Source organism: Saccharothrix tamanrassetensis, assembly GCF_014203665.1.
In the GTDB taxonomy this organism is placed as follows: Bacteria; Actinomycetota; Actinomycetes; order Mycobacteriales; family Pseudonocardiaceae; genus Actinosynnema; species Actinosynnema tamanrassetense.
This window is the reverse complement of sequence record NZ_JACHJN010000004.1, coordinates 611,685-636,046: the sequence shown is the minus strand read 5'-3', so window position 1 is coordinate 636,046 and position 24,362 is coordinate 611,685. Positions and strand designations below refer to the sequence as shown.

The window sequence follows — 24,362 nt, the reverse complement described above, 5'->3', positions numbered from 1 at the left end:
GTCGACATGATGCACGTATGAGCGTTGCGGAGTTCGGGGGATCCGGGCAGCCGATCCTGCTGCTGCACGGCCTGATGAGCCGAGCCACCACGTGGTGGACGGTCGCGCAGTGGCTCAAGCCGTACGGCCGGGTGGTGGCCACCGACGCGCGGGGCCACGGCCGGAACCCGCGGCGCGGGCCGTACCGGACGGAGGACTTCGTCGCGGACGCCGCCGAGGTCCTCGAACGGCTCGACGCCGGGCCCGCGGTGGTGATCGGGCACTCGATGGGCGGCCTGCACGCGTGGGCGCTCGCCGCGTCCCGGCCGGACCTGGTGCGGGCCGTGGTGGCGGAGGACGTGGTGCCGGACAACCGGGGCCGGACGGTGGACGACTGGAAGTGGTACTTCGAGTCGTGGCCGGTGTTCGAGTCGCTCGCGCACGTCCGGTCCGTGGTGCGGGTGCCCAGGGCCGAGGAGATGTTCGAGGAACGCGCGGACGGCTACCACCTCATCGCGCGGCTGGAGGACCTGTACGAGATCGCGGCCGAGTGGGGCGAGCGGTCCTACTGGGACTTCGTGGACGCCATCCGGTGCCCGACGCTGACCGTCGAGGCGGGACGCGGCGGGCTGCGGCCGGGTCAGATGGCGGAGGTCGCGCGGCGTACCGGCGGCCGGCACCTGCTGGTGCCCGAGTCGGGGCACGTCGTGCACGAGGAGGCCCCGGAGGTCTACCGGGGCGCGGTGGAGGCCTTCCTGAGCGGGTCGATCCCCGCCGTCTGAGTGTCCACGATGGACATCTCGCGGACCTTGGCGCGGATCGGCTCCACCGGGTGCAGGGCGGTGAACGCGCGCACGATCTCGTCGTCCGCCACGCCGTGCAGCAGCGTGCAGTGCGGCACCCAGTTGCCCGGCAGGTAGTACGCGTTGGGGTTCTTCACCCGACCCGCCAGCACGTCGTGGATGGCCGAGTGCACGGCCAGCAGCTCGCTGTCCACCACCGCACCGAGCTGGAGCACGTTCTCCGTGGTGGCGAACACGCCGAGGGTGTGCAGCCACAGGTCGGGCAGCCACAGCCGGGACAGGTCCTCGCGCAGCTCGGCCCGCACCTTCGGCCCGATGGTGCCCGCGACGGCGTAGGTCAGGTGCGGTGGGTACTCGAACGTCGCGCCGACCTTCCGCCACAGGTCGCGGATCTTCGCGTCGGCCTCGGCGTCGAAGAACACCACCAGCGCGTGCACGTCAGTGCTCCCCCGGCAGTGCGAACAGCCCGCCCGCGGTCTGCTCGACCAACCCGTCCACCAGCAGCGAGTCCAGGCAGCGGTCCCGCTGCCCCGCGTCCGACCACACGGCGTCCAGCCGGACCTTCTCGACCGGCTCCGACGTGCCGCGCAGCACGTCGAGCAGCAGCCCGCGCACCTGCCGGTCGGTGCCCGCGAACTTCTGCACGACCTTGGCCGGCCCGTCGTAGGCGGGACGTCCGTTCAGCTGCCACTTGCACGTGTCGAACACCGGGCAGTCCGCGCACCGAGGTGTGCGGGCGGTGCACACCAGCGCGCCGAGTTCCATCAACGCGGCGGAGTACACCGCGGCCTTCTCGTCCGGCAGCAGCACTTCCACGTCGTTCATGTCCTTGGTGGTGGACGGCGGACCGGCGTCACCCGCACCGTGCACGGCGCGCGCCACCACCCGCCTGACGTTCGTGTCCACCACCGGACACTTCTTTCCGTAGGCGAAAGCCGCCACCGCACGGGCCGTGTACGCGCCGATGCCGGGCAGGGCCAACAACGTGTCGACGTCGTGCGGCACCTCGTCGCCGCGGTCGGTCGCGATGGCCTGCGCGGCGGCGTGCAGCCTCAGCGCGCGCCGCGGGTACCCGAGCTTGCCCCACGCGCGCAGCACTTCGCCGTGGCTCGCCGCCGCCATGTCGGACGGCTTGGGCCAGCGCGCCAGCCACTCGTGCCAGACGGGTTCGACCCGGGCGACCGGCGTCTGCTGCAACATGATCTCGCTGACCAGCACGCCCCAGGCGGTGCACTCGGGCCGCCGCCAGGGCAGGTCGCGGGCGGTCTTGGCGAACCAGTCGATGAGGGTCTGCGCGTCCAGGCTCATAGCGCCGCACAGTGTTCCAGAGTGACCACTCACGGGTGAAGGGCGACCGGCTCCTCCCCGCAGACCCTCCCGACCTCGCCGGGCTCAGACGACCTCGGTCAGCTCACCGGTGTGCACGTCGTAGACGAACCCGCGCACGTTGTCCCGGTGCGGCACGTACGGGCTGTGGCGCAGGCGGTTCATCGAGTTCCGGACGCTGTCCTTGACCTCGCGGAACGCCTCCACGGACCAGGTGGGGCGCATGCCCGTGTCGGCTTCCAGCTCGTTCTTGAACTCGTCCTCGGTGACCAGCTCCAGGCCGCAGTTGGTGTGGTGCACCAGCAGCACCTCGCGCGTCCCGAGCTTGCGCTGGCTCAGCGCCAGCGACCGGATCATGTCGTCGGTGACGACGCCGCCGGCGTTGCGCAGCACGTGCGCCTCGCCCTGGCGCAACCCGAAGATCTCGAAGACCCGGATGCGGGAGTCCATGCAGGTCAGAATCGCCACGCGCATCGAGGGCCGGGGCGAGGAACGGTCGCCGGGCACGGCGTTGCCCAGCGCGGTGTTGCGGCGCAGCAGCTCGTCGATCGAGGTCATGGCGGCCACCTCCTTCTGTCTTTGGATTGGAACCCGCGTCCGGGCTGTCGGCAAGCGGATCGGGCGGGAATCACGTTCACCACATCGGGTGACGTGCAGTTGCCCCGCCATTCCACCTCACTTGGTTACCTTCTTTCAGGTGACCGAGCCCACAGGCCCGCTCCCGCCATCGGTGTACTGGCGGCGCCGTGTGCTGGCCATCGGCGGTTCGGTGGTGGCACTGGTGCTCACCGTGTGGCTGGTCGCGGCGCTGACCGGGCGGGGCGACCCGGCGCCGGTCACCCCGGCGGCCGCGCCGTCGTCCAGTCCGCCGCCGCAGGCCGAGCGGCCCGTCGTCGCGTCCTCGTCCTCCACCACACCGCCGCCCCCGCCACCACCTCCGGCACCGCCGCCGCCGCCTTCCCCGACGCCCCCGCCGGGCCCGCCGCAGCCGTGCGAGGACGCGCAGCTCAGCGTCCGGGCCGAGGTGGGCGAGCCCTCGTACCCGGCGGGCGAGCAGGTCGACCTGAAGATCCTGGTGGCGAACGCCGGTCCGCTGCCGTGCACCAAGGAGATCGGCCGGGCGGTGCGGGAGCTGGTGGTGAGCACGGCGGACGGGGCCACCCGGCTGTGGTCGAGCAACGACTGCTTCGCCACCGAGGGGTCCGAAGTGCGGGTCATGCGGCCGGGCGAGCAGTTCGAGTACGGGCTGACGTGGCTGGGGAGCACGTCCGAGCCGGGCTGCGCGAAGCACACCCGGCTCGGGCCGGGGGACTACCTGCTCACCGCGCGGGTGGCCGGGAAGGCGGGCGATCCGGTGGTCTTCCGGATGACCTGACGCCCGGCCCGTCCCGTCACGGGCCGAACCAGCGCTCCTCCACCACGCCGCGCGGCGAGGCGGCCGTGGTGCCGATCACCAGCTCGGTGGACAGCAGCACCGAGCGCGGCCGGGTCCGCTCCGCCGAGTCCAGCAGCAGCTTGCCCGCCGCCCGGCCCTTCTCCAGGACGGGTTGGCGCACGGTGGTGAGACCGGCCGCCTCGGCTTCCCGGATGCCGTCGAAGCCGGTGACCGTCAGGTCGTGCGGCACGTTCAGGCCGCGCCTGCGCGCCTCGCCCAGCGCACCCAGCGCGAGGATGTCCGAGGTGCAGATCAACGCGGTGATCTGCGGATCACGGTCCAGCACCTGCGCGGCGGCGGCCGCGCCGGACGCGATGTTGTGGTCGAACCGCTCCACCACCGGCACCGCGGCCCAGTCCACGCCCACCTCGGTGAACGCGTCGGCCAGGCCCGCGAGCCGGGAGCGCTGCACGTGGAAGTGCGCGGACCGCTGGCGCTCCGGCGTCACGTAGCCGTCGTTGCGGTCGCGGGCCAACCGCATGCACACCACGCCGATCCGCCGGTGCCCCAACGAGATGAGGTGCCGGGCGAGCGAGTTCATCGCGGCCTGGTCGTCGATTCCCACCCGATCGACGTTGCCCAGGTCCGGCTGGTCGCACACCACGGTCGGCACCGGCCGTTCGAGCACGGCGGCCAGGTGCGGGTCGTCGTCGGGCACCGAGTACACCACGAACCCGTCGACGCCGGCGCGGTGCACGGCCGCCACGTCCTCGCGTTCGGGGTTCGCCGGCACCAGCAGCAGCCCGGTGCCGGCGTCCTCGCACGCCAGCGCCAAGCCCTCCAGGAACCCGATCGCCGCCGGGTCGCGGAACGCGTAGGACAGGTTCTCGGTGAGCAGCAGCCCCACCGCACCCGCCTTCCGCGTGCGCAGTGACCGGGCCACCGGGTCGGGCCCCGGGTATCCGAGTCGTCTCGCTGTCTCCAACACCCGGCGTCGCAGCTCCGGTGAGAGCTGGTCGGGACGGTTGTACGCGTTGGACACCGTTGTCCGGGAAACACCCAGCTCCGCCGCCAGTGAGGCCAGCGTCGCGGGGCGTCGCACATGCATCGACCGCGCCATGAAGTGACCGTAACGGTTCAGAACCAATTACAGAAGTGGGGGTGACCCGCGTCCCTGCGATTGGTCATCAGCGCAGGTAGGACCGGGTTACCTGTTCCGAACATGGTCCAGACCAATTAGGCGGGTGGTGGCGGTGCCGAGGACTCCCGGACGACCAGCTTCGGGCGGAACACCCGCGTGTAGTTGCCGACCGGCCGCCTGCGCCGATCGGGGTCCAAGCGGTGCGCCAACTCGTCCACGGCCGCCACCGCCATCTCCTCGATCGGCTGGGCCAGCGTGGTCAGCGACGGCGAGCAGTACGAGGCGAGCGGGATGTCGTCGAACCCCACCACCGACAGGTCGCGCGGCACGGACAACCCGCGCTTGTACGCCTCCCGCAGCACGCCGATCGCCATGTGGTCGGACGAGCAGATGACCGCCGTCGGCCGCACCGTGTCCAGCAACGTCGCCACCGCCGCCGCGCCGCCCTCCGGTCCGAACGGGGCGTGCGCCACGAAGTCCGCGTCCGCCGGCAGCCCCTCCTCCTCCAGCGCCGCCGACCAGCCCGCCCGCTTCAGCCGCGACGGCAACGACCGCGCCGGACCGCTGACGAAACCGATCCGCCGGTGCCCGAGTTCCACCAGGTGCCGGGCCGCCGCGTAGCCCGCGTGCTGTTCGTCGACGGTCACGTCCGGCACGTCCAACGACGGCGTGGCCCCGTTCAGGAACACCATGTGCACGCCGTCGGCCAGCAGCTTGGCGTAGTAGTTGGGACGCGGGGCCTGCCCGAGCGGCACCTCCACGTTGGTGATCTCCGGCGAGACGAACACCATGCCCTCGACACCGCGCGCGAGGAGCATCCGGACGTACTCCTCCTCGCCCATGGCCGCCGACCCGGTCGCCCGCGTGTTGCACAGCAGCGACGAGTACCCCAGCCGCGCGGCACGCACCTCCAGCGCCTCGGCGAACGCGGGGAACACCGGGTTGGACAGCTCCGGCACGAGCAGCCCGATCACCCCGGTCCGCTGCAACGCCCCGAGCCCGCGCGGCGTGTACGGCATCTCCGCGAGGACGGCCAGCACGCGCTGGCGGGTCTCCTCGTTGACACCCGCTCGGCGGTTGAGCACCCGGCTGACCGTGGACATGCTCACCCCGGCTGCCCTGGCGATCTCGGACAGTCCGGACACCGTGCCTCCTGGAGAAGATCGTGGTGACGAGCAGCCTGCCGGTCGCGGCAAACTTTTGCAACGCCTACCTGTCTTTCGTCCGGACAGTTCGCTCCGTTACGGCTTGGTTACGCCAAGTCCCTTGACCCCGCCCTGGTCGGGGGTATGAAATCCGCGTCAAGAATTTCGCAAGTTCTTGCAAGAACCCTCATCGCGGATGAGGCCAGCAGGAGGGACGACAGCAACGATGCGACGTACCACCCTCGTGACCGCCGTGGCAGCAGGCATGGCCGGCGCCCTCGTCCTCACCGCGTGCGGCGGCGGTGGCGGCGGCGCGGGGACCGACAGCGGCGAAGTCACCTTCTGGGACACCAGCGGCCCGAACGAGAGCCCGGTGTTCGGCAGGATCGCGCAGGAGTGCGCCACCAAGGGCGGTTACCGGGTCAACACCGAGGTGGTCGCCTTCGACCAGGCGTTGAACAACTACAAGACCGCCGCGCAGGGCGGCCAGGGCCCCGACGTGTTCCGCGCCGAGGTCGCCTGGGTGCCGCAGCTGGCGAAGCTCGGCTACGTCGTGGACCTGACCGACACCGAACTCGGCAAGGACACCGGCGACTACCTGGCCATCCCGCTGGGCTCGACGAAGTACGAGGGCAAGTCCTACGGCGTGCCCCAGGTGACGGACTCGCTGGCGCTGTTCTACAACAAGAAGAAGCTCGCCGACGCCGGCGTCGAACCGCCGAAGACGTGGGACGAGGTGAAGGCGGCGGCCGCGAAGCTCGGCGGCGAGAAGGCCCTGTTCATCAACAACGACGCCTACTACGCCCTGCCGTTCATCTACGGCGCGGGCGGCGACCTCGTCGACGCGTCCGCGAAGAAGATCGTCGTCAACTCGCCGGAGAACGTGAAGGCCCTCCAGACGGCCAAGGGCCTGCTGGACGCCAAGGCCGCCTCCACCGCCCTCGACCCGGCCAACTCCTACAACAACATGCAGGCCGCGTTCTCGTCGGGCGAAGTGGCCATGGTGATCAACGGCCCGTGGTCCGTCGCCGACTACCTCAAGGGCACCGCGTTCAGCGACAAGGCCAACCTCGGCATCGCCCCCGTCCCCGGCGAGGCGGCGGGCAAGGGCTCGGCCCCGGTGGGCGGCCACGACTACGTCATCCGCCAGGGCACCAAGGCGAAGGACTCGTCCACCAAGCTCATCGCCTGCCTGAGCAGCACCGAGTCCCAGGTCCGGATCGCGAAGGAACTGGGCCTCCTGCCCACCCGCAAGTCCGCCTACGACAACGCCGACGTCAAGGCCAACGAGGTCGTGTCCGCCTTCCAACCCGTGGCCACCGCCGCCCACGCCCGTCCGTGGATCCCCGAAGGCGGCCAGCTGTTCGACCCCTTGAAGATCGCCTACGCCGACGTGCTGGCGGGCAAGAAGGACGCGAAGACGGCCTTGGACGAGGTCGCGAAGATCTACAAGGACCAGGTCGTCACCGACTACAACATCGGCTGACCCTCACCTCCAACGCGCTGCGCGCCACTCCGCCACCCCCGGCGCGCAGCGCACCCCTCCACCGAGCAGCCCGCCCCACCCGAGCAACGCCCCCTCAACCGCACTCCCACATCTGCAACCACGCGGCTCGCCGGTCGGCACGAGGAGCGGTCGGGCACGAGGAGCAGTCGGCGCGCCCCGCGCACACTCCCGTCGGGCTGCGTGTCATCCCCGTATGGCCTGCCCGCAGGGAACCGTATGGGTCAAGGGGAGATCGGACCCCCGATCGGAGCCGGGGAACGCGGAGCCTGCGGAGCGTTCACGAGCGAAGGACACCGATGACGATCTCCCCTTGACGCATGTGGTTGTCTTTGACCAGGCCATATGGGGATGACACGACGCCCCCACCCTTGGCTTTGTCATCATCCTTGGCGGCCTGCCCAGCGGCGAGCGTCCGCTCTTCACGCTTTCGCAGACGTACCCCCGATTCGGGAACCCCTGCGTGCATCCAAGCAGCACCCCACGACAAAACGGCGCGTCCCGACCAACCCTGTGGACAGCCCTCAACGCCTGTGGACAACCGCTGCATGAACCGCCCGCCGCACTCCCACCGCAGCACCCCCACCACAGCCCCACCGTCGCCCCCCCGCCACCACAGCTCCACCGCCGCACCCCCATCACTTACTCCCACCACCCCACTCCCACCGATGACTTAAGGAGGCGACAGTGCGCAGGTTCCTGGACCGGCACTGGTACGCGTACGCGATGGTGCTGCCGGTGGTGGTCGTCATCGCCGTGCTGGTGCTGTACCCCTTGGCCCAAGGCATCTTCTTCACCTTCACCAACATCAACGAAGGCAACATCGCCAACCCGGTGCTGGACCGCGCCGCCACCTACACCGGCGTGGGCCTGACCAACTACCTGAACGTCCTCTCCGGCGACCCGAGCTTCGGCTCCTTCTGGTCCACCCTGATCCGCACCCTGATCTGGACGTTCGGCTGCGTCCTCTGCCACTACGGGTTCGGCCTGGCGCTGGCCGTGCTGCTCAACCGCCAGGTCAAGGGCCGCGCCCTCTACCGGGTCCTGCTGATCCTGCCCTGGGCGGTCCCGGCGTTCATCAGCGCGTTCGCCTGGAAGTACATGTTCAACGCCCAGTACGGGATCATCAACCAGTTCCTCCGCGCCCTCGGCCTCCCCGACCCCATCTGGCTGGGCCAGTCCGACTGGGCACTCGTCGCGGTCGTCATCGTCAACGTCTGGCTGGGCGTCCCGTTCATGATGGTGGCCCTGCTGGGCGGCCTCCAGTCCATCCCCGGCGACCTCTACGAGGCAGCCGAGATGGACGGCGCATCGCCCTGGCAACGCTTCCGGCACGTCACGCTCCCCGGCCTGCGTTCGGTGTCCAGCACCGTCGTGCTGCTCGGGATCATCTGGACCTTCAACATGTTCGCGGTGATCTACCTGATCACCGGCCCGAACCCGAACACCCGGATCCTGGTGACCTACGCGTTCGAACGCTTCTTCTCCGGCGCGTCCCGCGACTACGCGGTCGCGTCGACCTACGGCGTGTTGATCCTGTCCGTCCTGCTCGTGTTCGCGAGCGTCTACCGGCGGGCACTGCGCAAGCAAGGCGAGGTGTGGTGATGACGGTAGAAGCCGCTTCCCTCAAGGCAGTCCCGGCCACCCGCCCGCAGCGCAAACGCAGCGAGCGCTCCAAAGCCGCCAGCATCGCCCTGCACGCCGCCCTGGTCATCGCCTCGCTGATCGCCGTGTTCCCGGTCTTCTGGGTGCTGGTGACGTCGTTCAAACCCGACGCCCGCGCCGTGGAGACGACTCCGACGCTGTTCAACGAGTCCAGTGTGGACAACTACGTGCGGATCCTGTCCGGGGACAAGGGCGACTTCCTGGCGTGGTTCGGCAACTCCGTGCTCATCGCGCTGATGACGACGGTGATCGCGGTCTTCCTGTCGGCGACCACGGGGTACGCGGCGTCGCGGTTCCGGTTCCCGGGCAAGCGCTCGCTGATGCTGTCGTTCCTCGTGGTGCAGATGTTCCCGTTCGCGGTGCTGATCGTGCCGCTCTACAACATCCTGCTCGCGCTCGGACTGCAAGGCACGAGCTTCGGCCTGGTCCTGGTCTACTGCACCACCGCCGTGCCGTTCTGCACCTACATGCTGAAGGGCTACTTCGACACCATCCCCACCGACATCGACGAGGCCGGCCGGGTGGACGGACTGTCGCCGTTCGGCGTGTTCTGGCGACTCGTCATGCCACTCGCCCGACCGGGCCTGGCGGTCACCGCGTTCTACGCCTTCCTGACCGCCTGGGGCGAGGTGGCGTTCGCGTCGGCGTTCCTCTCGGCGGCCGACGAGTCCAAGACCCTCGCGGTCGGCCTGCAGGTGTTCGTGCAGCAGAACCGCACCGAGTGGGGCCACCTGGCCGCCGCGTCGATCCTGGTCGCCGTCCCCGCGATCGCCGTGTTCTACCTCGTCCAGCGCTTCCTCGTGACCGGCTTGTCGTCAGGCGCGGTGAAGGGCTGACCCTCCTGGACCCACCCCGCACCCCGCACAACCACCCTGCCTCCGAACACCACCCGCACCGCCCGGAAAGTAGACCAATCCCCCCGTTCCCGTAAGCGCTTGCAATCCATAACGTTGCGCCAAAGCTTGGTAAGTGAAAGGTGCGTTCCATGGCTGAGGTCGCCTACGTCAAGGCTTCGCGGATCTTCTCCGGCAACCCGCCGGTCCGCGCCGTCGACGAACTGTCCCTCGACGTCTCCGACGGCGAGTTCCTGGTGCTCGTCGGCCCGTCGGGCTCGGGCAAGTCGACCGCGCTGCGGATGCTCGCGGGCCTGGAGGACGTGGACGAGGGCGCCATCAAGATCGGCGGCAAGGACGTCACCAACGTGCCGCCGAAGGGCCGGGACATCGCCATGGTGTTCCAGTCCTACGCCCTCTACCCGCACATGACGGTCGCCGAGAACATGGGCTTCGCGCTCAAGCTCCGGGGCGTCAACAAGGCCGAGATCAAGGAGAAGGTCGCCGAGGCGGCCAAGATGCTCGACCTGACCAAGTACCTGGAGCGCAAGCCGAAGGCGCTGTCCGGCGGTCAGCGGCAGCGCGTCGCGATGGGCCGCGCGATCGTGCGCGAGCCGTCCGTCTTCCTCATGGACGAGCCGCTGTCCAACCTGGACGCCAAGCTCCGCGTGGAGACCCGGGCGAACATCGCCGCGCTCCAGCAGCGCCTGGGCACCACCACCATCTACGTCACGCACGACCAGGTGGAGGCCATGACCATGGGCCACCGGGTCGCCGTGCTCAAGGACGGCCTGCTCCAGCAGTGCGACACCCCGCGCGCGCTGTACGACAAGCCGGCCAACGCGTTCGTCGCCGGGTTCATGGGCTCGCCCGCGATGAACCTCAAGACGGTCCCGCTGACCTCCGAGGGCGCCAAGCTGGACGGCATCGTGGTGCCGCTGGAGCGCCACGCGATGGACACCGCCTCGGCGGAGGGCCTGAACGAGGTCACGTTCGGCATCCGGCCCGAGTCGCTGGCGCTGGTCGGCTCGCAGCACCACGGCATGGAGATGACCGTCGAACTGGTCGAGGAGCTGGGCGCGGACGCGCTGGTGCACGGCGCGGTGCGGATCGGCGCCTCGTCCGAGCGGTTCGTGGTCCGCGTGGACGGCCGCACGCCCCCCACCCTGGGCCAGACCGTGAAGGTCGCGGTGCGCGACGCCACCGAGATCCACCTGTTCCACCCGGAGTCGGGCTTCCGCCTCACCAACTGACACGGCTCGGCAACCGAGGGTCACCTTCCGACGCGGAGGTGGCCCTCGGTCGCGTTCCGAGTGCTGTGAAGAACACCAAAACCACCCGGTCGGTGGACATACCGGCAGCGGAGCGTTCTAAACTGAACTCGACAACGGTTTCCATTGCCTATTAATCAGCGTGTCGAGGAGCCAGCCCATGACCGTCCGTAACGCGATGCTCGGCGCGGTGGCCGCCGTGACAGCCGTCGCCCTCACCGCCTGCGGCGGCACCCCGGCCACGACGGCCGGCGGCAAGATCAAGGTGGTCGCCTCCACCAACGTGTGGGGCAGCGTGGTGAAGGCCGTCGGCGGCGACGAGGTCGAGGTCACCGCCATCATCAACGACCCGTCCGGCGACCCGCACTCGTACAACAGCAAGCCGTCCGACGTGGCCGCGGTGAAGGACGCCAAGCTGGTCATCTTCAACGGCGGCGGCTACGACGACTTCTTCGCCACCCTGCTCACCACCGAGACCGAGGGCGCGAAGAAGATCGAGACGTTCCCGCTGTCCGGCAAGATCTCCGACCACGAGGAGCCCGAGCCCTCCGGCGAATCGCACGACCACGAGGTCAACAAGCACGTCTGGTACGACCTGGAGACCGTGCGCAAGGTCGCCGACCAGGCCGCCGCCGACCTGTCCGAGATCGCGCCGGACAAGAAGGCCACCTTCCAGGCCAACGCCGCCGACTTCGGGCAGAAGGTGGACGAGCTGCACAAGCGCCTCGACGGCGTCGGCAAGGGCAAGAAGGTGCTGGAGACCGAGCCGGTCGCGCACTACCTGCTGGACACCGCCGGTGTGGAGAACGCGACCCCGGAGACGTTCAGCGACGCCGTGGAGGGCGAGACCGACATCCCGGCCGCCGCGGTCGCCGAGGTCACCCGACTGGTGGAGCAGAAGCAGGTCACGGCGGTGGTGGACAACGTCCAGACCGAGAACCCCGCGGTCAAGCAGGTGGTGGAGAAGGCGCGGACGGCCGGCGTCCCGGTCGTGCAGGTCACCGAGACGCTGCCGGAGGGCGTGACGGGTTACCTTGACTGGATGACGAAGCAGGTGGACGCGCTGGCGGGGGCACTTCGCGGATGACCGCACAGGTGACGGACACGTCCGTGCGCGCGGCGGTCGCCCTGCGCGGAGCCCGGCTGTCCTACGGCGACCGCGTGCTGTGGGACGGGCTGGACCTCGACGTCGCGCCCGGCGAGTTCGTGGCCGTGCTCGGCCCCAACGGGTCGGGCAAGACCAGCCTCATGCGGGTGCTGCTCGGCCTCCAGCCGCTGTCCGGCGGGACGGTGCACGTCGCGGGCGGCAACCGGCGCATCGGGTACATCCCGCAGCAGCGGGCGCTGGACCCGGCGCTCACCCTGCGCGGCCGTGACCTGGTGGGGTTCGGCCTGGACGGGCACGGCTGGGGCGTCGGCTGGCGCGGTCGCGGGCAGCGCCGGGCCAGAGTGGACCAGGCGCTGGCCGCGGTGGGCGCGACCCGGTACGCGGACGAGCCGGTGGGCCTGCTGTCCGGCGGCGAGCAGCAGCGGCTGCGGGTGGCGCAGGCCCTGGTGGGCGACCCCGAGGTGCTGCTGTGCGACGAGCCGCTGCTGTCGCTCGACCTCGCGCACCAGCGGGTGGTCAGCGACCTGATCGACCGGCGGCGGCGCGAAGCCGGCACCGCCGTGCTGTTCGTGACCCACGAGATCAACCCGGTCCTGCCGCTGGTCGACCGGGTGCTGTACCTGGTGGACGGTCGGTTCCGGATCGGCACGCCGGCCGAGGTGATGACCTCGGCCACGCTGTCCGAGCTGTACCGCACGAACGTCGAGGTGGTCCGGGTGCGCGACCAGATCCACGTGGTCGGCGCGCAGCACGTGTGCGAGGACGAGCCGCACCACGTGGCGGATGAGGACTGATGGAGAACTTCTTCAACCTGCCGTTGACGTTCGAGCTGCTCGGGTACGGCTTCGTCCAGCAGATGCTGATCGCGGGCGCGGTGCTGGGCGTGGTGGCCGGGCTGCTCGGGCCGCTGGTGGTCACCCGCAAGATGGCGTTCGCCGTGCACGGAACGTCCGAGCTGGCGTTCACGGGTGGCGCGGCGGCGCTGCTGGTGGGCGTCGGCGTCGGGTACGGCGCGCTGGTCGGGTCGGTGGTGGCGGCGCTGCTGCTGGGCCTGCTGTCCCGGCGCGACTCGGACCGCGACTCGGTCATCGGGGCCATCCTGGCGTTCGGCCTCGGCCTGGGCGTGCTGTTCCTCTACCTCTACAAGGGACGGTCGGCGAACAAGTTCGGCCTGCTCACCGGGCAGATCGTCAGCGTCGGCTCGACCGACCTGTGGCTGCTGATCGGCTCGTCGGTCGCCGTGCTGGCGGTGCTCGCGTTCATCTACCGGCCGTTGCTCTTCTCGTCGGTCGACGCGGCCGTCGCGACGGCGCGCGGCGTTCCGGTCCGCGCGCTGTCGGTGGTCTTCGCCATCCTGGTCGGTATCGCGACGGCGCTCGCCGTGCAGATCGTCGGCGCGCTCCTGGTGCTGTCGCTGATGATCACGCCTGCGGCAGCCGCTGGTCGGGTCACCGCGTCGCCGGTGAAGGCGTCCGTGCTGGCGGTGGTGTTCGCCGAGGTGGCGGTGCTGTTCGGGATCCTGCTGTCGCTCGCGCCGGGCGTGCCGGTGAGCGCGTTCGTCACGGCCCTGTCGTTCCTCATATATCTCGTATGCCGAGCTTTCGGTGGCTCCCGGTCCCGCGTGGTGGCCTGACCGCGGCGTAGCCACCTGCGGACCGAGGAACCGTTGCGGCGCTGGACACGTCCCGCACATCACGAACGCCGGAGGCGGGAATGTTCCACAGTGGACGCGACCATGACTCCTGCACAAGATCCCGTTAGGACAGCTGGGTTCGTCAAGTGTCCGCCTGCCTGGTTTGGGTGGAGAATGTCGGGCAGCCGCTCGGTGACGTGCAGGGCTTCGGTCGGTGGAGCCGTGTTAGAAGGACCGCGGGACGGGTATCCCCCGTGGTGGGCCGGTCGGCCTGAGGTCAAGGCTGCGTTGGAACGGTCGCTCGATGGCTCGGACGCGGACATGCGCGCCCACGCGCGCCAGGCTCTCCGGAACGCCGGGGAGCGGCGGTCACCCGTCGGGGAGCAGTAGTCACGCGCCTCGGCAGGCTGACGCGGGCGTACCCCTGCGTGCGGCACCCCCCGATCTCATCCAATCAGCGGGGTACGACAGTCCTGGTGGGATGTTGCCGAGGGCCGAGCCATGGCCGGGAGCGGGCAGATCGCGGTCGTCCGGTGTGGACCCCATCAGAGTGCTGCCGGACGCGGTGCGAGTGGACGCGGCGTGGATGGATGCGGCGTGGATGGATGCGGCGTGGGTGGATGCGGCGTGGGTGGATGCGGCGTGGGTGGACACGGTGCGGGCGGACACGGCGTGGACGGACACGGCGTGGATGGGTGCGGCGTGGACGGACGCGGCGTGGACGGGCGGAGTGGGTGCGGTCGGAGCGTGGTCAGGCGGAGCGGGTGACTTCGGGCTCGTCCACGCGGGGCACCGGGAGGTTGTGGGCGTGGAGGTCGATGCCCGCCACGCGCACCTGGTTGCGGCCGTTCTCCTTGGCCGTGTAGAGGGCCGCGTCGGCGCTGTGCTGGGCGGCCATCAGGCAGTCCCCGTTGTCCGGGACCACGGCCACGCCGATGGAGGCGGAGATCGCGCGCACCTCGGGGCCGTCCTCGGTGAGGGGCAGGTTGCGGCCGCGGAGGGTCACCGTGTTGCGGTGCTTGTCGGTCGTCACCACGGACATCTCGCCGATGGCCTCGCGGACGCGCTCGGCGATCGCGGTGCCCTGCGCCGCCCCCGTGTCGCCCAGCACGACCACGAACTCCTCGCCGCCGTCCCGACCGGCCACGTCGCCGGGGCGCAGCTTCTCCCGCAGGATGCGGCCCACCTCGGCCAGCACGGCGTTGCCCGCCGGGTGGCCCCAGGTGTCGTTGATGCGCTTGAAGTGGTCCAGGTCGATCGCCAGCACGGTCACCGGCTGGCCCGCGTGCTTGCAGCGCTCGGTGAGCCTGCCCGCGTGCTCGCTCAGGCCGTTGGTGTTGAACAGGCCGGTGCGGTAGTCGGTGTGGGCGTCCTTGGTCAGCTGCAGGTGGGCCTTGTGCTGCTCGGCCACCAGTCGCTCCAGGTGCGCCTGCCGTTCCGACGCGCGGTGCAGCAGGGCGTTCACCAGGATCACCGGGACGGCCAGCAGGAGCGGTGCGACCCAGTGCGTGGCGACCAGCATCCCGAGCATCGCGCCGACGCCCAGCGTGGTCATCTCCAGCATGTTGTCGTTGCGCGAGCCGAGCGAGTCCACGAACCGGGTCTGCGGGTTGACGATCTTCAGCGCCACCGTCATCAGCAGCACCTGCACGAACCAGTACAGCGCGGCGACCAGCACCAGCACGCCCAGCAGCGCCAGGTCCGTCAAGACCCGGCCCGAGGACGCCAGCGAGAATCCCGCCAGGTGGACGCCCGCGTTCGCCAGCACGGTGCTCGCCACGATGTGGGCGGACGTGAAGACGAACCGGTACGGCTGTCTGCGGGCAATCGGCCACAGCACGATCCGCAGCCACACCGCGACCAGCACGCCCATGCCCGCCGGCAGCACGATCGCAGCCGCGAAAGTCCACACCGATGTCAGGTCGAAGTACGGGCCCGCGGATTCGTCACGCCGGGATTCCTCGGCCCGCCGAACGATCGTCAGGTGGACCGTGACGGCCAGCACGAGAGCGCCGAACCGGAGCCAATCCGTGGCCGCGGCGGAACCCAGGGTAGTCAGCAGCCAAATGGCCGCAAATGCTACCGCCACTTCGACGGAAAGGATGTACGCGATCGCGGTACGACGCAGCGACCAAAGGTCCCAGTTGCGCGTCAGACTCCATCTGACTGTCGCGGACGGCTCGTGGTCAGGCAAACTGTTCTTCACCACGTCCCCCCTACACTCATGCCGCCGCCGCGCGGCCACTCGCCGGCTCAGCGACGGCCTTACGGCCCCCGTCGGTACCCAAGTAGCGCGTAGAGGAGTGTCTGCCATGCGTAACCGCGAGTGGTGACCCCATCGCTCTCCTTGAGCCCAGTCCGGAATCTTCACCGTACGTGCGTGCGTTCTCGCGGACTGCACACGAACGTCTCGTCATGAGAATCGCCATACATGATGAGTCCGTTTCATGTGGTCACCGTGTTCGGGTCGGTCCGGGTCCTCGCCCGGTTCCAGGCTACGGTCGCCTGCCCCGCCAGGAGCAGACCGATGGCGCCCGCGCCCGCCAGTGTCGCGGTCACCGAGCCGATCGCGTGCGCGACCACCCCCGCCAGTGCCATGCCACCACCCTGACTCGTCCGCAACGCGGTGCGCGCGATGCCGTAGGCCCGTCCACGGTAGGCGTCCGGCAGTATCCGCATCCAGGCGGACCGGGCCGGCGTGTGGTACGCGCCGGCCATCCCGGCCAGCACGAGCAGCGCGATGGTCCAGGTCAGGTTGGGGTCGAGCGCGAACATGACCAGCGGGGCGAGGGACAGTATGGCGAGCGGGCCGATGAGCCGCTCGCGTTTCGCCGGATCCCGCACCAGGCGGAACAGCACGGCCACCCCCAGCACGTTGGCGGCCGGTTCGATGGCCAGGATGAGGCCCACGGCCCACACCGCGTCCAGGCTCGCGGCCAGCGGCACGGCGAGCCCCTCGGGCACCATCGCGATGCCGGCCAAAAGGCGCATACCCATAAGAGAGCGCAACCGGGGCTCAGTGACGAGCAACGCGAAAGCTCCTCGGCCGGCTTCGGTTTCCCGAAGTGCCGAGCCCAGCGGGTCGGCGGCCGGCCGGAACCGCACCGAGGTCTGCACCAGGATCGCCACCAGCACGAACGACGCCGCGTCGATCGCCAGCGCCAGGTGCGGCCCGGCTGAGGTGACCAGGAAGCCCGCGGCGGCCAGACCGGCCATCTGGGCCACGTCCACCGAGGTGCCGAACAGCGCCACGCCGTCGTCGTAGCGCTTCTCCGGCAGCACGGACGGCAGGCTCGCCTCCTGCGCGGCCAGGAAGGGGGAGGCGATCATCAGCACGACGACGAGCAGGACTATCATGATCCACAGCGGCACGCCGGGCAGTGCCATCAGGCCGACCAGCGCGGCCTGCAGCCAGGCGCAGCAGATCATCACCGTGCGTCGCGGGAACCGGTCGGCGATCCAGCCCAGCAGCGGCCCGGACACCAGGGACGGGAGCAGGGTCAGCGACCAGGTGAGGGCGGTCCACGCGGGGGACTTGGTGCGCTCGAACACCAGGAGTGACAGCGCCACGGCGGCGAGCTGGTCGCCGGCGGTGGACACCGTCGAGCCGAGCCACATGCCGCGGAACTCGCGGTTGCCCACGAGCGCGCGGATGGTGCCCCCGGAAGTCACCACTCCTCCAGGTGCGTCGGCCCCGATGAGTGAGTCACGTTACCCCCACCCGAAGTAACAATTATCTCGGTTAGCACGGTAGAAGCTGCTGGTTGTTCAATCTCTGTCCTACCACAGTGTGTACCCGAACGGACCAGATCAGTTACATAAAGTAGTTACAATGGCGAAAAGTCGGCCACCTATTCTTGACAGTTGACCGTAGGTTACCCGCCGTGAGCAAAGCTCGCCTACCGAGCGTCAGCGCGACCTCCATTGGCCGGCGGATCGCTGGTCCGACCGGTCCAGCGCCTTCGTGCGGGCCGACGAGTCGCCGTTGGAACTCGTTCGACAATTGTTGCCGAGTCGGCTTGTCGATCATCAGAACTGGTAGTAGAGGAACGGGCTGAACGTGCCGCTGGCCACCAGGATCGCCGCGTAGCCAACGCCCACGGTCATCACGGACACCCTAGCCGCCATCGCGACGCGGTCCCGAGAGGACTCCAGGTAGGGGCCCGCCACGGGGTGGTCGGGCATTACCACAATCGCCAGCGCGAGCACCAGCAGCAGAACCCGCTGATTGGTCGCGGCGGCGGTCACGGCTTCCCCGAGCCCACCGAAATCCGGCACCATCAGGTGCCCGATGATTGTGAACGCCTCGCCCAGGTCGGCCGAGCGGAAGAACACCCAGCCGATAACCACCAGCACCATCGTGAGCGCCCGGCGGGCAATTCGGGCGCGGGTGGTGGCCGGTGCGGAATCCCAGCCGAATCGGCGTTCCAGGACCAGCAGCGCGCCGTGGAACAAACCCCACACGAGGAACGTCCAGTTCGCCCCGTGCCAGAAACCGGTGAGCACGAAAACGATCGTCAGGTTCCGGTAGGTGCGCAGCACCCCGGTCCGGTTCCCGCCCAGCGGGATGTAGACGTAGTCCCGGAACCAGCGGGACAGCGACATGTGCCAGCGCCGCCAGAACTCGGTGATGGTCACGGAGGAGTACGGCCGGGCGAAGTTCTCCGGCAGCCGGAACCCCAGCATCCGGCCCAGGCCGATGGCCATGTCCGAGTAGCCGGAGAAGTCGAAGTACAGTTGCAGCGTGTAGCCGATGGCGCCCAGCCAGGCCACCGCGAAGGTCATCTTGTCGTCCGGCGTGGCGAAGCAGGCGTCCACCAGCGGGGCCAGCGAGTCGGCGATGATCACCTTCTTGCACAGCCCCAGCGCGAACCTCGGGAAGCCCGCCGCGATGTCGTCCCAGCGGTGCAGGCGGGGCTGCGGCAGCTGGTCGGCGATCTCCCGGAAGCGGACGATCGGGCCGGCCACCAGCTGCGGGAACATCGCGATGTAGGTGACGAACGCGACCGGTTCCCGGAGTGCCGGCCGTTCGCCCCGGTAGACGTCCACCACGTACGAGATGTGGTGGAACGTGTAGAAGGAGATGCCGATCGGCAGCGCCAGGTGCACCACCGGCAGGTCCGCGCCGATCAGCGCGGCGATGTCGTGCAGCTGCTCGGTGGCGAAGCCGAGGTACTTCCAGACCAGCAGCACGCCGAGGTTGACGCAGATCGCGCCGACCAGGATCAGCTTGCGGTCGCCGGGGGTGCCCGGTTCGAGGCGTCGGCCGGCCAGGTAGTTGATCACCATCGCGGCGAGCAGCAGGAACGTCGTGCCGCCCGCGCCGGTGAAGTAGAAGAACAGGCTGGCCACCGCGACCACGCCGTTGCGCCAGGTCCTGGGTGCGACGAGGACGGCCGCGAGCACGACCGGCAGGAAGAACCACAGGAACAGTGGGGTGGCGAAGGACATCGCGGGGAACCTTATCCGGCGGCCGACGTCAAGGTTGCCGATCGGGTGACAAATCGCCCAGCGTCACACCCGTCCGGGCAAGGAGTGGCTCGGTGCTCCGAGCCCGGTGCCTCAAGTCCGGTGCCTCAAGCCCGGTGCTCGGGCTCGGTGCCCGAACTCGGTGCTCCGGTGCTCGCGGCTGCCGAGCCGAACCCCGCCGGTCTCGCGAGTCGTGCGTTCGCGGGACCGGCGAGTCGAGGGTTCCTGCGCGGGTTCCGTGCTCGGGATCGGCGAGTCCGGGCTTCGTGCGGCGTGTTGCGCCGCACGACCGGCGTGCGAGCCCGGCGTTCCCGCGACCGTCAGGGCTTGATGAGATCCAACCGCCGCCGGCGCGCGACCTCGGCGAGCACCACTCCGGCCGCGACCGACGCGTTGAGCGACTCCACGCCCGCCGCCATCGGGATCGACACCGTCTGGTCGCACGTCTCCCGCACCAGCCGGGACAGACCCCGGCCCTCCGACCCGACGACCACCACCAGCGGCCCGGTCGCCAGTTCCAGGCCGTCCACGTCGACCGTGCCGTCCGCGTCCAGGCCCACCACCATCAGCCCGGCGTCGGCCCACTCGCGCAGCTGCCGGGTCAGGTTCGTGGCCACCGCGATCGGCATCCGCGCCGCCGTGCCGGCGCTGGTCCGCCACGCCACGGCCGTGATGCCCGCCGAACGCCGCTGCGGCAGCACCACCCCGTGCGCCCCGAACGCCGCCGCCGAGCGCACCACGGCGCCGAGGTTGCGCGGGTCGGTCACGCCGTCCAGCGCCACCAGCAACGGCGGCGACCCGGACTCGCGGGCGATCTTGAGCAGCTCGCGCGGTTCGGCGTACTCGTACGGCGGCACCTGGAGGCCCAGGCCCTGGTGCATCGCGCCGCCGGTGATCCGGTCGAGTTCGCCGCGCTGCACCTCCAGCACCGAGATGCCGCGGTCGGCGGCCAGCTGCACGGCCTCCGCCACCCGGTCGTCCGCGTCGATGCCGAGCGCCACGTACAGCGCCGTCGCCGGGATGCCCGCTCGCAGGCACTCCACGACGGGGTTGCGGCCCGCGACGGTCTCCGGGGAGTTCTCGGCGGACCGGCGGCGCTGACCGCGGTTCTGCTCGGCCTTCGCGGTCGCCTGCGCGCGCTTGTACGCGGGGTGGTTGGGGCGTTCCGTCGCCTTGGGCGTGGGCCCCTTGCCCTGCAGGCCCTTCGACTTCTGCCCGCCGGAACCGACGACCGCGCCCTTCTTGGAGCCGGGGTTGCGCATCGCGCCCCGGCGCTTGGAGTTCCCTGCCACGAGGTCAGTCGTCCTTCAATGTCCACAGCGGACCGTCGGGGGTGTCCTCGACGGCGATCCCGGCTTGGAGCAGGTGGTCGCGCAGCGCGTCCGCCCTGGCGAAGTCCTTCTCCTTGCGGGCTTTCACGCGCTCTTCCAGCACGTGTTCGACCAAAGTGGCCAGTGCCTGCCTGCCGCCCGACCCGTCTGCCGACGTGTCGTGCCACCGCAGCGGGTCCACGCCCAGCACGGCGGTCATCGCGCGCACCGACTCGGCCGCCGCACGCGCGCCGAGGTCGTTGCCCGCCTCCAGCGCCGTGTTGCCCTCGCGGACGCGCTTGTGGATCTCGGCCAGCGCGCCCGGCGTGCCCATGTCGTCGTCCATCGAGGCGACGAACTGCGCGGAGAACCCGCCGTCGTCGCCGACCGCCCCGGTGCGCTCCACGACGCGCCGCACGAACGACTCGATGCGCCGGTACGCCGACACCGACTCGTCCAGCGCCTCCTGGGAGAACTCGATCGTCGACCGGTAGTGCGGTCCCACCAGGTAGTAGCGCAGCTCCGGCGCGCGGACCTGCTCCAGCAGGGTCGGGATGGAGACCGTGTTGCCCAGCGACTTGGACATCTTCTCGCCGCTGAGCGTCACCCAGGCGTTGTGCATCCAGTACCGGGAGAACCCGTCGCCCGCCGCGCGGGACTGGGCCTGCTCGTTCTCGTGGTGCGGGAAGATCAGGTCGATGCCGCCGCCGTGGATGTCGAACGTGCCGCCCAGGTAGGCGGTCGCCATCGCGGAGCACTCCAGGTGCCAGCCGGGGCGCCCCGCGCCCCACGGCGTGGGCCACGACGGCTCGCCGGGCTTCGCGGCCTTCCACAGCGTGAAGTCGCGCGGGTCGCGCTTGCCCTGTGCCGCCGACTCGCCCTGGTGGACCTCTTCGAGCCGCTGGCCGGACAGCGCCCCGTACTCGGGGAACGAGGTGACGGAGAAGTACACGTCGCCCTGCGCGGCGTAGGCGTGACCGCGGTCGACGAGGCGCTGCATCAGCTCGACCATCTGCGTCACGTGACCGGTCGCGCGCGGTGCGTACGACGGCGGCAGGCAACCCAGGGACGTGTACGCGTCCTCGAACGCCCGCTCGTGCGCGTACGCCCACTCCCACCACGGGCGGCCGTGCTCGGCGGCCTTGGCGAGGATCTTGTCGTCGATGTCGGTGACGTTGCGCACCAGCCGGACGTCCTCGTAGGTGCGCGCCAGCCAGCGGCGCAGCACGTCGAAGTTCAGTCCGCTGCGCACGTGGCCGATGTGCGGCACGCCCTGCACGGTCGCCCCGCACACGTAGATCGACGCCGTTCCGGAGACCTGCGGGACGAACTCCCGCATGGACCGGCTCGCGGTGTCGTACAAGTGGAGGCTCACGTGGAGATGGTACGGGCGCAAGCCACAGGGGGTTGAATCGACCGTCGTATTGTGCTTATGCCGATCGGCTATGCCACGTGCTTGCGCAGCACCTGGAGCAGCGCGTCGGGGCGCTGACCGGTCTCCAGCGGTGGCACGATCTCGACCCGGCAGCCCACCGCCGCCGCGCCGCCGTCGGCCTCCTCGCTGTCGCCGATCATCAGCGCCTCGTCCGGGTGCACGCCCAGCCGGTCGCAGGCCACCCGGAAGATCTTCGGGTCCGGCTTGACCGAGCCCACCTCGAACGACAGCACGAACTCGTCCACCCGGTCCTCGACGCCGTGACGGGCGAAGACGGCGCGGATGTCCCAGGCGATGTTGCTCACCACGGCGGTCGGCAGCCCGGTGCCGAGGGCCTGCGCGGTGTCCGGGTAGGGCTGCCAGAACGGCGGGCTGCACAGCCGGCCGTAGAAGTCGGCCGGATCCTGCGCACCGGCCGCGGTGAGGGCCTTGATGTGCAGGTCGCGGTGCAGGTCGCCGTCGAGGTCGCGGCGTTCCCACTCGGCCGGGTCGATGTCCAGGCCCTCCGCCACGCCGACCGGTGCGGTCAGCGCGCGCATGAGGTCGGCGTGCTCGGCCAGCGACTCGTGCTCGAGGCGGAACAGGGTGCCGGAGAAGTCGAAGAGGACGGCGCGGATCGTCACATCGGCACGCTACGTGGTCTGGACCTCTTGGCTGAAGGTTTCCGGCGGGAGCAGGACGCACGCCACACCCGGCACCGCCGCCGCGTCCCGCCCACCGGCCGGGCCGAGGCCCCGCACGACGAAGCTCGTCGCCGAGACCTCGGCCCGTCGGGTCGCTACGCGGCGTTGCCGGCGACCTTCGTCGGGGTCAGGCGGAGGACCACCCGGACCTTGTCGGCGGGCTCGTCGGGGTAGGGCTCGCCGGTGTACTTCAGCGCCAGGGCATCGACCAGGACCCGGCCGGTGTCCTCGGTGATCGTCACCGTGCCGCGGACCTCGGCGTAGGTCTCGGGCGACTCGTGGTCCCACACGCAGACGCTGGCCCGCGGGTCGCGGCGCAGGTTGCGTTCCTTGTGGCGGTCCCGAAGGCTCGAGAAGAGCAGGTCGTCGCCGTCCCGGGTGATCCACATGACGGAGCTGTGCGGGCTGCCGTCCGGGTTCAGCGTCGAGATCGTGGCGTAGTTCCTGCCGTCCACCAGGGCGCGCGTCGCCGCGCTGAGGATGATCGCCATGCGTCTCAGGCTAGTGGGACGATCAACGCGGTGGCGATCGCGGCGATGCCTTCACCGCGTCCGGTGAGGCCGAGGCCGTCCGTGGTGGTCCCGCTGACCGAGACCGGCCCGCCGACGGCGGTCGACAGCACCCGCTGGGCCTCGTCGCGGCGCTTGCCGATCCTGGGTGCGTTGCCGATCACCTGCACGGCCGCGTTGCCCACCGCGAAGCCGGCCCCGGCGAGCAGCCCGCGCACCTCGGCGAGGAACTCCACGCCGTGCTTGCCGGACCAGCGCGGGTCGCTGGTGCCGAACACCGAACCGAGGTCACCCAGCCCGGCGGCGGACAGCAGGGCGTCGCACAGGGCGTGCGCGGCGACATCGCCGTCCGAGTGGCCGGCGCACCCGTCCACGCCGTCCCAGAACAGGCCCGCGAGCCAGCAGTCGCGTCCCCGTTCCACCTGGTGGACGTCGGAACCGATGCCGACCCTCACGCCTTGCCTCCCGCGAGCAGTGCCTCCGCGACCGCCAGGTCGAACGGGGTGGTGATCTTCATGGCATTCTGGTGGCCGGGCACCGTGGCGACCCTCACACCGAGGCGCTCCACCAGCCCGGCGTCGTCGGTCGCGTGCAGGCCCGCCTCGTGCGCGCGCAGCAGCACCCGCGCGTCGAAGCCCTGAGGGGTCTGGACCACTCGCAGGGTGGCGCGGTCCGGGGTCGCGACGACCGTGCCGGCCGCGTCCACTTCCTTGATCGTGTCCGCCACCGGCAGCACCGGGATGACCGCCGGGTGGCCTGCCGCGACCGCGTCGACCACGGCGTTCACCACGCTCGGCGGGGTGAACGGCCGGGCGGCGTCGTGCACCAGGACGATCGTGGTGCCCGGCAGCTCGCGCAGCGCGTACTCCAGCGCCAGCCGGACCGAGTCGGAACGCTCGGCGCCGCCCGCCAGCACGTGCACCGCCCCGCCGGCTGGGGCCGACGGGGCGGTGACGGTGTTCACGATGTCCACATCGGAGGGAGGCGCGGCGATCACCACGTGCCGCACACAGCCCGCCTGGAAAAGACCGCGCACCGCACGCACCAGCAGCGGAACGCCGTCGACCGGCACGAGCGCTTTGGGCATGCCATAGCCCAACCGCTCACCCCGGCCCGCCGCGGGCACGAGCGCGACCACACCCATGTTCGCGGTTCTCTTCTTGCGCAGGTGTC

The 24,362-nt window shown here is 70.3% G+C and carries 23 protein-coding genes; 9 read left to right on the top strand and 14 right to left on the bottom strand.

The features are described from left to right. The first annotated feature begins 17 nt into the window (after nt 1-17). Nucleotides 18-761 (top strand): alpha/beta fold hydrolase, encoded by a 744-nt coding sequence (locus FHS29_RS16050; protein WP_184691434.1) that lies wholly within the window; start codon nt 18-20, stop codon nt 759-761. On the opposite strand, the gene FHS29_RS16045 is transcribed toward FHS29_RS16050, so the two are convergent. The 3 genes from FHS29_RS16045 to FHS29_RS16035 form a co-directional block, all read right to left on the bottom strand. Next, a complete protein-coding gene (locus tag FHS29_RS16045) occupies nt 710-1,219 on the bottom strand; it encodes a 2'-5' RNA ligase family protein (protein ID WP_184691433.1) in 510 nt (169 codons plus the stop codon). The two genes, FHS29_RS16050 and FHS29_RS16045, sit on opposite strands and share 52 nt — an antisense overlap. 1 nt (nt 1,220) lies before the next feature. Next, nucleotides 1,221-2,090, bottom strand: a complete 870-nt coding sequence (locus FHS29_RS16040; protein WP_184691432.1) for an HhH-GPD family protein — start codon at nt 2,088-2,090, stop codon at nt 1,221-1,223. 84 nt (nt 2,091-2,174) lie between these two features. Next, complete coding sequence (locus FHS29_RS16035; RefSeq protein WP_184691431.1) at nt 2,175-2,666, bottom strand: beta-class carbonic anhydrase; 492 nt, start codon at nt 2,664-2,666, stop codon at nt 2,175-2,177. 139 nt (nt 2,667-2,805) lie between these two features. On the opposite strand from FHS29_RS16035, the gene FHS29_RS16030 reads away from it, so the two are divergent. Then, nucleotides 2,806-3,483 carry a hypothetical protein gene (locus FHS29_RS16030; RefSeq protein WP_184691430.1) on the top strand — a complete coding sequence of 226 codons (678 nt, stop codon included), beginning with the start codon at nt 2,806-2,808 and terminating at the stop codon, nt 3,481-3,483. A 16-nt stretch (nt 3,484-3,499) separates the two neighbouring features. On the opposite strand, the gene FHS29_RS16025 is transcribed toward FHS29_RS16030, so the two are convergent. Continuing rightward, nucleotides 3,500-4,603 (bottom strand): LacI family DNA-binding transcriptional regulator, encoded by a 1,104-nt coding sequence (locus tag FHS29_RS16025; protein WP_184691429.1) that lies wholly within the window; start codon nt 4,601-4,603, stop codon nt 3,500-3,502. A 116-nt stretch (nt 4,604-4,719) separates the two neighbouring features. Further along, entirely contained in the window at nt 4,720-5,769 is a 1,050-nt protein-coding gene (locus tag FHS29_RS16020) for a LacI family DNA-binding transcriptional regulator (RefSeq protein ID WP_184691428.1), read from the bottom strand. Between the two features lie 226 nt (nt 5,770-5,995). On the opposite strand from FHS29_RS16020, the gene FHS29_RS16015 reads away from it, so the two are divergent. From FHS29_RS16015 to FHS29_RS15985, 7 genes are all read left to right on the top strand, one after another. Further along, nucleotides 5,996-7,255 carry an extracellular solute-binding protein gene (locus FHS29_RS16015; RefSeq protein WP_184691427.1) on the top strand — a complete coding sequence of 420 codons (1,260 nt, stop codon included), beginning with the start codon at nt 5,996-5,998 and terminating at the stop codon, nt 7,253-7,255. Between the two features lie 744 nt (nt 7,256-7,999). Then, on the top strand, nt 8,000-8,878 hold the full coding sequence (locus FHS29_RS16010) for a carbohydrate ABC transporter permease (protein ID WP_221456155.1): 879 nt from the start codon (nt 8,000-8,002) through the stop codon (nt 8,876-8,878). Further along, nucleotides 8,878-9,774 carry a sugar ABC transporter permease gene (locus FHS29_RS16005; RefSeq protein WP_184691425.1) on the top strand — a complete coding sequence of 299 codons (897 nt, stop codon included), beginning with the start codon at nt 8,878-8,880 and terminating at the stop codon, nt 9,772-9,774. Before FHS29_RS16010 ends, FHS29_RS16005 begins: the two co-directional genes overlap by 1 nt. A gap of 149 nt (nt 9,775-9,923) precedes the next feature. After that, nucleotides 9,924-11,024: an ABC transporter ATP-binding protein gene (locus tag FHS29_RS16000; protein ID WP_184691424.1), complete on the top strand. Its 1,101-nt coding sequence runs from the start codon at nt 9,924-9,926 to the stop codon at nt 11,022-11,024. 178 nt (nt 11,025-11,202) lie between these two features. Continuing rightward, nucleotides 11,203-12,129: a metal ABC transporter solute-binding protein, Zn/Mn family gene (locus FHS29_RS15995; protein ID WP_184691423.1), complete on the top strand. Its 927-nt coding sequence runs from the start codon at nt 11,203-11,205 to the stop codon at nt 12,127-12,129. Further along, a complete protein-coding gene (locus FHS29_RS15990; RefSeq protein ID WP_184691422.1) occupies nt 12,126-12,944 on the top strand; it encodes a metal ABC transporter ATP-binding protein in 819 nt (272 codons plus the stop codon). The genes FHS29_RS15995 and FHS29_RS15990 overlap by 4 nt, the downstream gene beginning before the upstream one ends. Continuing rightward, entirely contained in the window at nt 12,944-13,783 is an 840-nt protein-coding gene (locus FHS29_RS15985) for a metal ABC transporter permease (RefSeq protein ID WP_184691421.1), read from the top strand. The genes FHS29_RS15990 and FHS29_RS15985 overlap by 1 nt, the downstream gene beginning before the upstream one ends. Before the next feature lie 751 nt (nt 13,784-14,534). Here FHS29_RS15985 and FHS29_RS15980 read toward each other — a convergent pair. The 9 genes from FHS29_RS15980 to ispD form a co-directional block, all read right to left on the bottom strand. Next, nucleotides 14,535-15,788 (bottom strand): GGDEF domain-containing protein, encoded by a 1,254-nt coding sequence (locus tag FHS29_RS15980; RefSeq protein ID WP_312864933.1) that lies wholly within the window; start codon nt 15,786-15,788, stop codon nt 14,535-14,537. A gap of 440 nt (nt 15,789-16,228) precedes the next feature. Beyond that, complete coding sequence (locus tag FHS29_RS15975) at nt 16,229-17,455, bottom strand: MFS transporter (protein ID WP_184691419.1); 1,227 nt, start codon at nt 17,453-17,455, stop codon at nt 16,229-16,231. A gap of 357 nt (nt 17,456-17,812) precedes the next feature. Next, nucleotides 17,813-19,234: an MBOAT family O-acyltransferase gene (locus tag FHS29_RS15970; RefSeq protein WP_184691418.1), complete on the bottom strand. Its 1,422-nt coding sequence runs from the start codon at nt 19,232-19,234 to the stop codon at nt 17,813-17,815. 338 nt (nt 19,235-19,572) lie between these two features. Next, nucleotides 19,573-20,544, bottom strand: a complete 972-nt coding sequence (rlmB, locus tag FHS29_RS15965) for a 23S rRNA (guanosine(2251)-2'-O)-methyltransferase RlmB (protein WP_184691417.1) — start codon at nt 20,542-20,544, stop codon at nt 19,573-19,575. Nucleotides 20,545-20,548: 4 nt separating this feature from the next. Next, nucleotides 20,549-21,937 (bottom strand): cysteine--tRNA ligase, encoded by a 1,389-nt coding sequence (gene cysS, locus FHS29_RS15960; protein WP_184691416.1) that lies wholly within the window; start codon nt 21,935-21,937, stop codon nt 20,549-20,551. A 68-nt stretch (nt 21,938-22,005) separates the two neighbouring features. Then, nucleotides 22,006-22,620, bottom strand: a complete 615-nt coding sequence (locus FHS29_RS15955; protein ID WP_184691415.1) for an HAD family hydrolase — start codon at nt 22,618-22,620, stop codon at nt 22,006-22,008. A gap of 155 nt (nt 22,621-22,775) precedes the next feature. Continuing rightward, nucleotides 22,776-23,171 (bottom strand): PPOX class F420-dependent oxidoreductase, encoded by a 396-nt coding sequence (locus FHS29_RS15950; RefSeq protein WP_184691414.1) that lies wholly within the window; start codon nt 23,169-23,171, stop codon nt 22,776-22,778. Nucleotides 23,172-23,176: 5 nt separating this feature from the next. Continuing rightward, nucleotides 23,177-23,644, bottom strand: coding sequence for a 2-C-methyl-D-erythritol 2,4-cyclodiphosphate synthase (gene ispF / locus FHS29_RS15945; RefSeq protein WP_184691413.1), 468 nt, complete (start codon nt 23,642-23,644; stop codon nt 23,177-23,179). Further along, entirely contained in the window at nt 23,641-24,333 is a 693-nt protein-coding gene (gene ispD, locus FHS29_RS15940) for a 2-C-methyl-D-erythritol 4-phosphate cytidylyltransferase (RefSeq protein ID WP_184691412.1), read from the bottom strand. Before ispD ends, ispF begins: the two co-directional genes overlap by 4 nt. Nucleotides 24,334-24,362 lie beyond the last annotated feature (29 nt).

Coding starts and splice junctions, on each gene's coding strand:
- FHS29_RS16050 (WP_184691434.1), top strand. CDS start 18: ATGAGCGTTGCGGAGTTCGGGGGATCCGGGCAGCCGATCCTGCTGCTG.
- FHS29_RS15995 (WP_184691423.1), top strand. CDS start 11,203: ATGACCGTCCGTAACGCGATGCTCGGCGCGGTGGCCGCCGTGACAGCC.
- FHS29_RS15985 (WP_184691421.1), top strand. CDS start 12,944: ATGGAGAACTTCTTCAACCTGCCGTTGACGTTCGAGCTGCTCGGGTAC.
- FHS29_RS15950 (WP_184691414.1), bottom strand. CDS start 23,171: ATGGCGATCATCCTCAGCGCGGCGACGCGCGCCCTGGTGGACGGCAGG.
- ispD (WP_184691412.1), bottom strand. CDS start 24,333: ATGGGTGTGGTCGCGCTCGTGCCCGCGGCGGGCCGGGGTGAGCGGTTG.
- FHS29_RS16025 (WP_184691429.1), bottom strand. CDS start 4,603: ATGGCGCGGTCGATGCATGTGCGACGCCCCGCGACGCTGGCCTCACTG.
- FHS29_RS16000 (WP_184691424.1), top strand. CDS start 9,924: ATGGCTGAGGTCGCCTACGTCAAGGCTTCGCGGATCTTCTCCGGCAAC.
- FHS29_RS16015 (WP_184691427.1), top strand. CDS start 5,996: ATGCGACGTACCACCCTCGTGACCGCCGTGGCAGCAGGCATGGCCGGC.
- FHS29_RS16040 (WP_184691432.1), bottom strand. CDS start 2,090: ATGAGCCTGGACGCGCAGACCCTCATCGACTGGTTCGCCAAGACCGCC.
- FHS29_RS15970 (WP_184691418.1), bottom strand. CDS start 19,234: ATGTCCTTCGCCACCCCACTGTTCCTGTGGTTCTTCCTGCCGGTCGTG.
- FHS29_RS16005 (WP_184691425.1), top strand. CDS start 8,878: ATGACGGTAGAAGCCGCTTCCCTCAAGGCAGTCCCGGCCACCCGCCCG.
- FHS29_RS16010 (WP_221456155.1), top strand. CDS start 8,000: ATGGTGCTGCCGGTGGTGGTCGTCATCGCCGTGCTGGTGCTGTACCCC.
- FHS29_RS15990 (WP_184691422.1), top strand. CDS start 12,126: ATGACCGCACAGGTGACGGACACGTCCGTGCGCGCGGCGGTCGCCCTG.
- FHS29_RS16035 (WP_184691431.1), bottom strand. CDS start 2,666: ATGACCTCGATCGACGAGCTGCTGCGCCGCAACACCGCGCTGGGCAAC.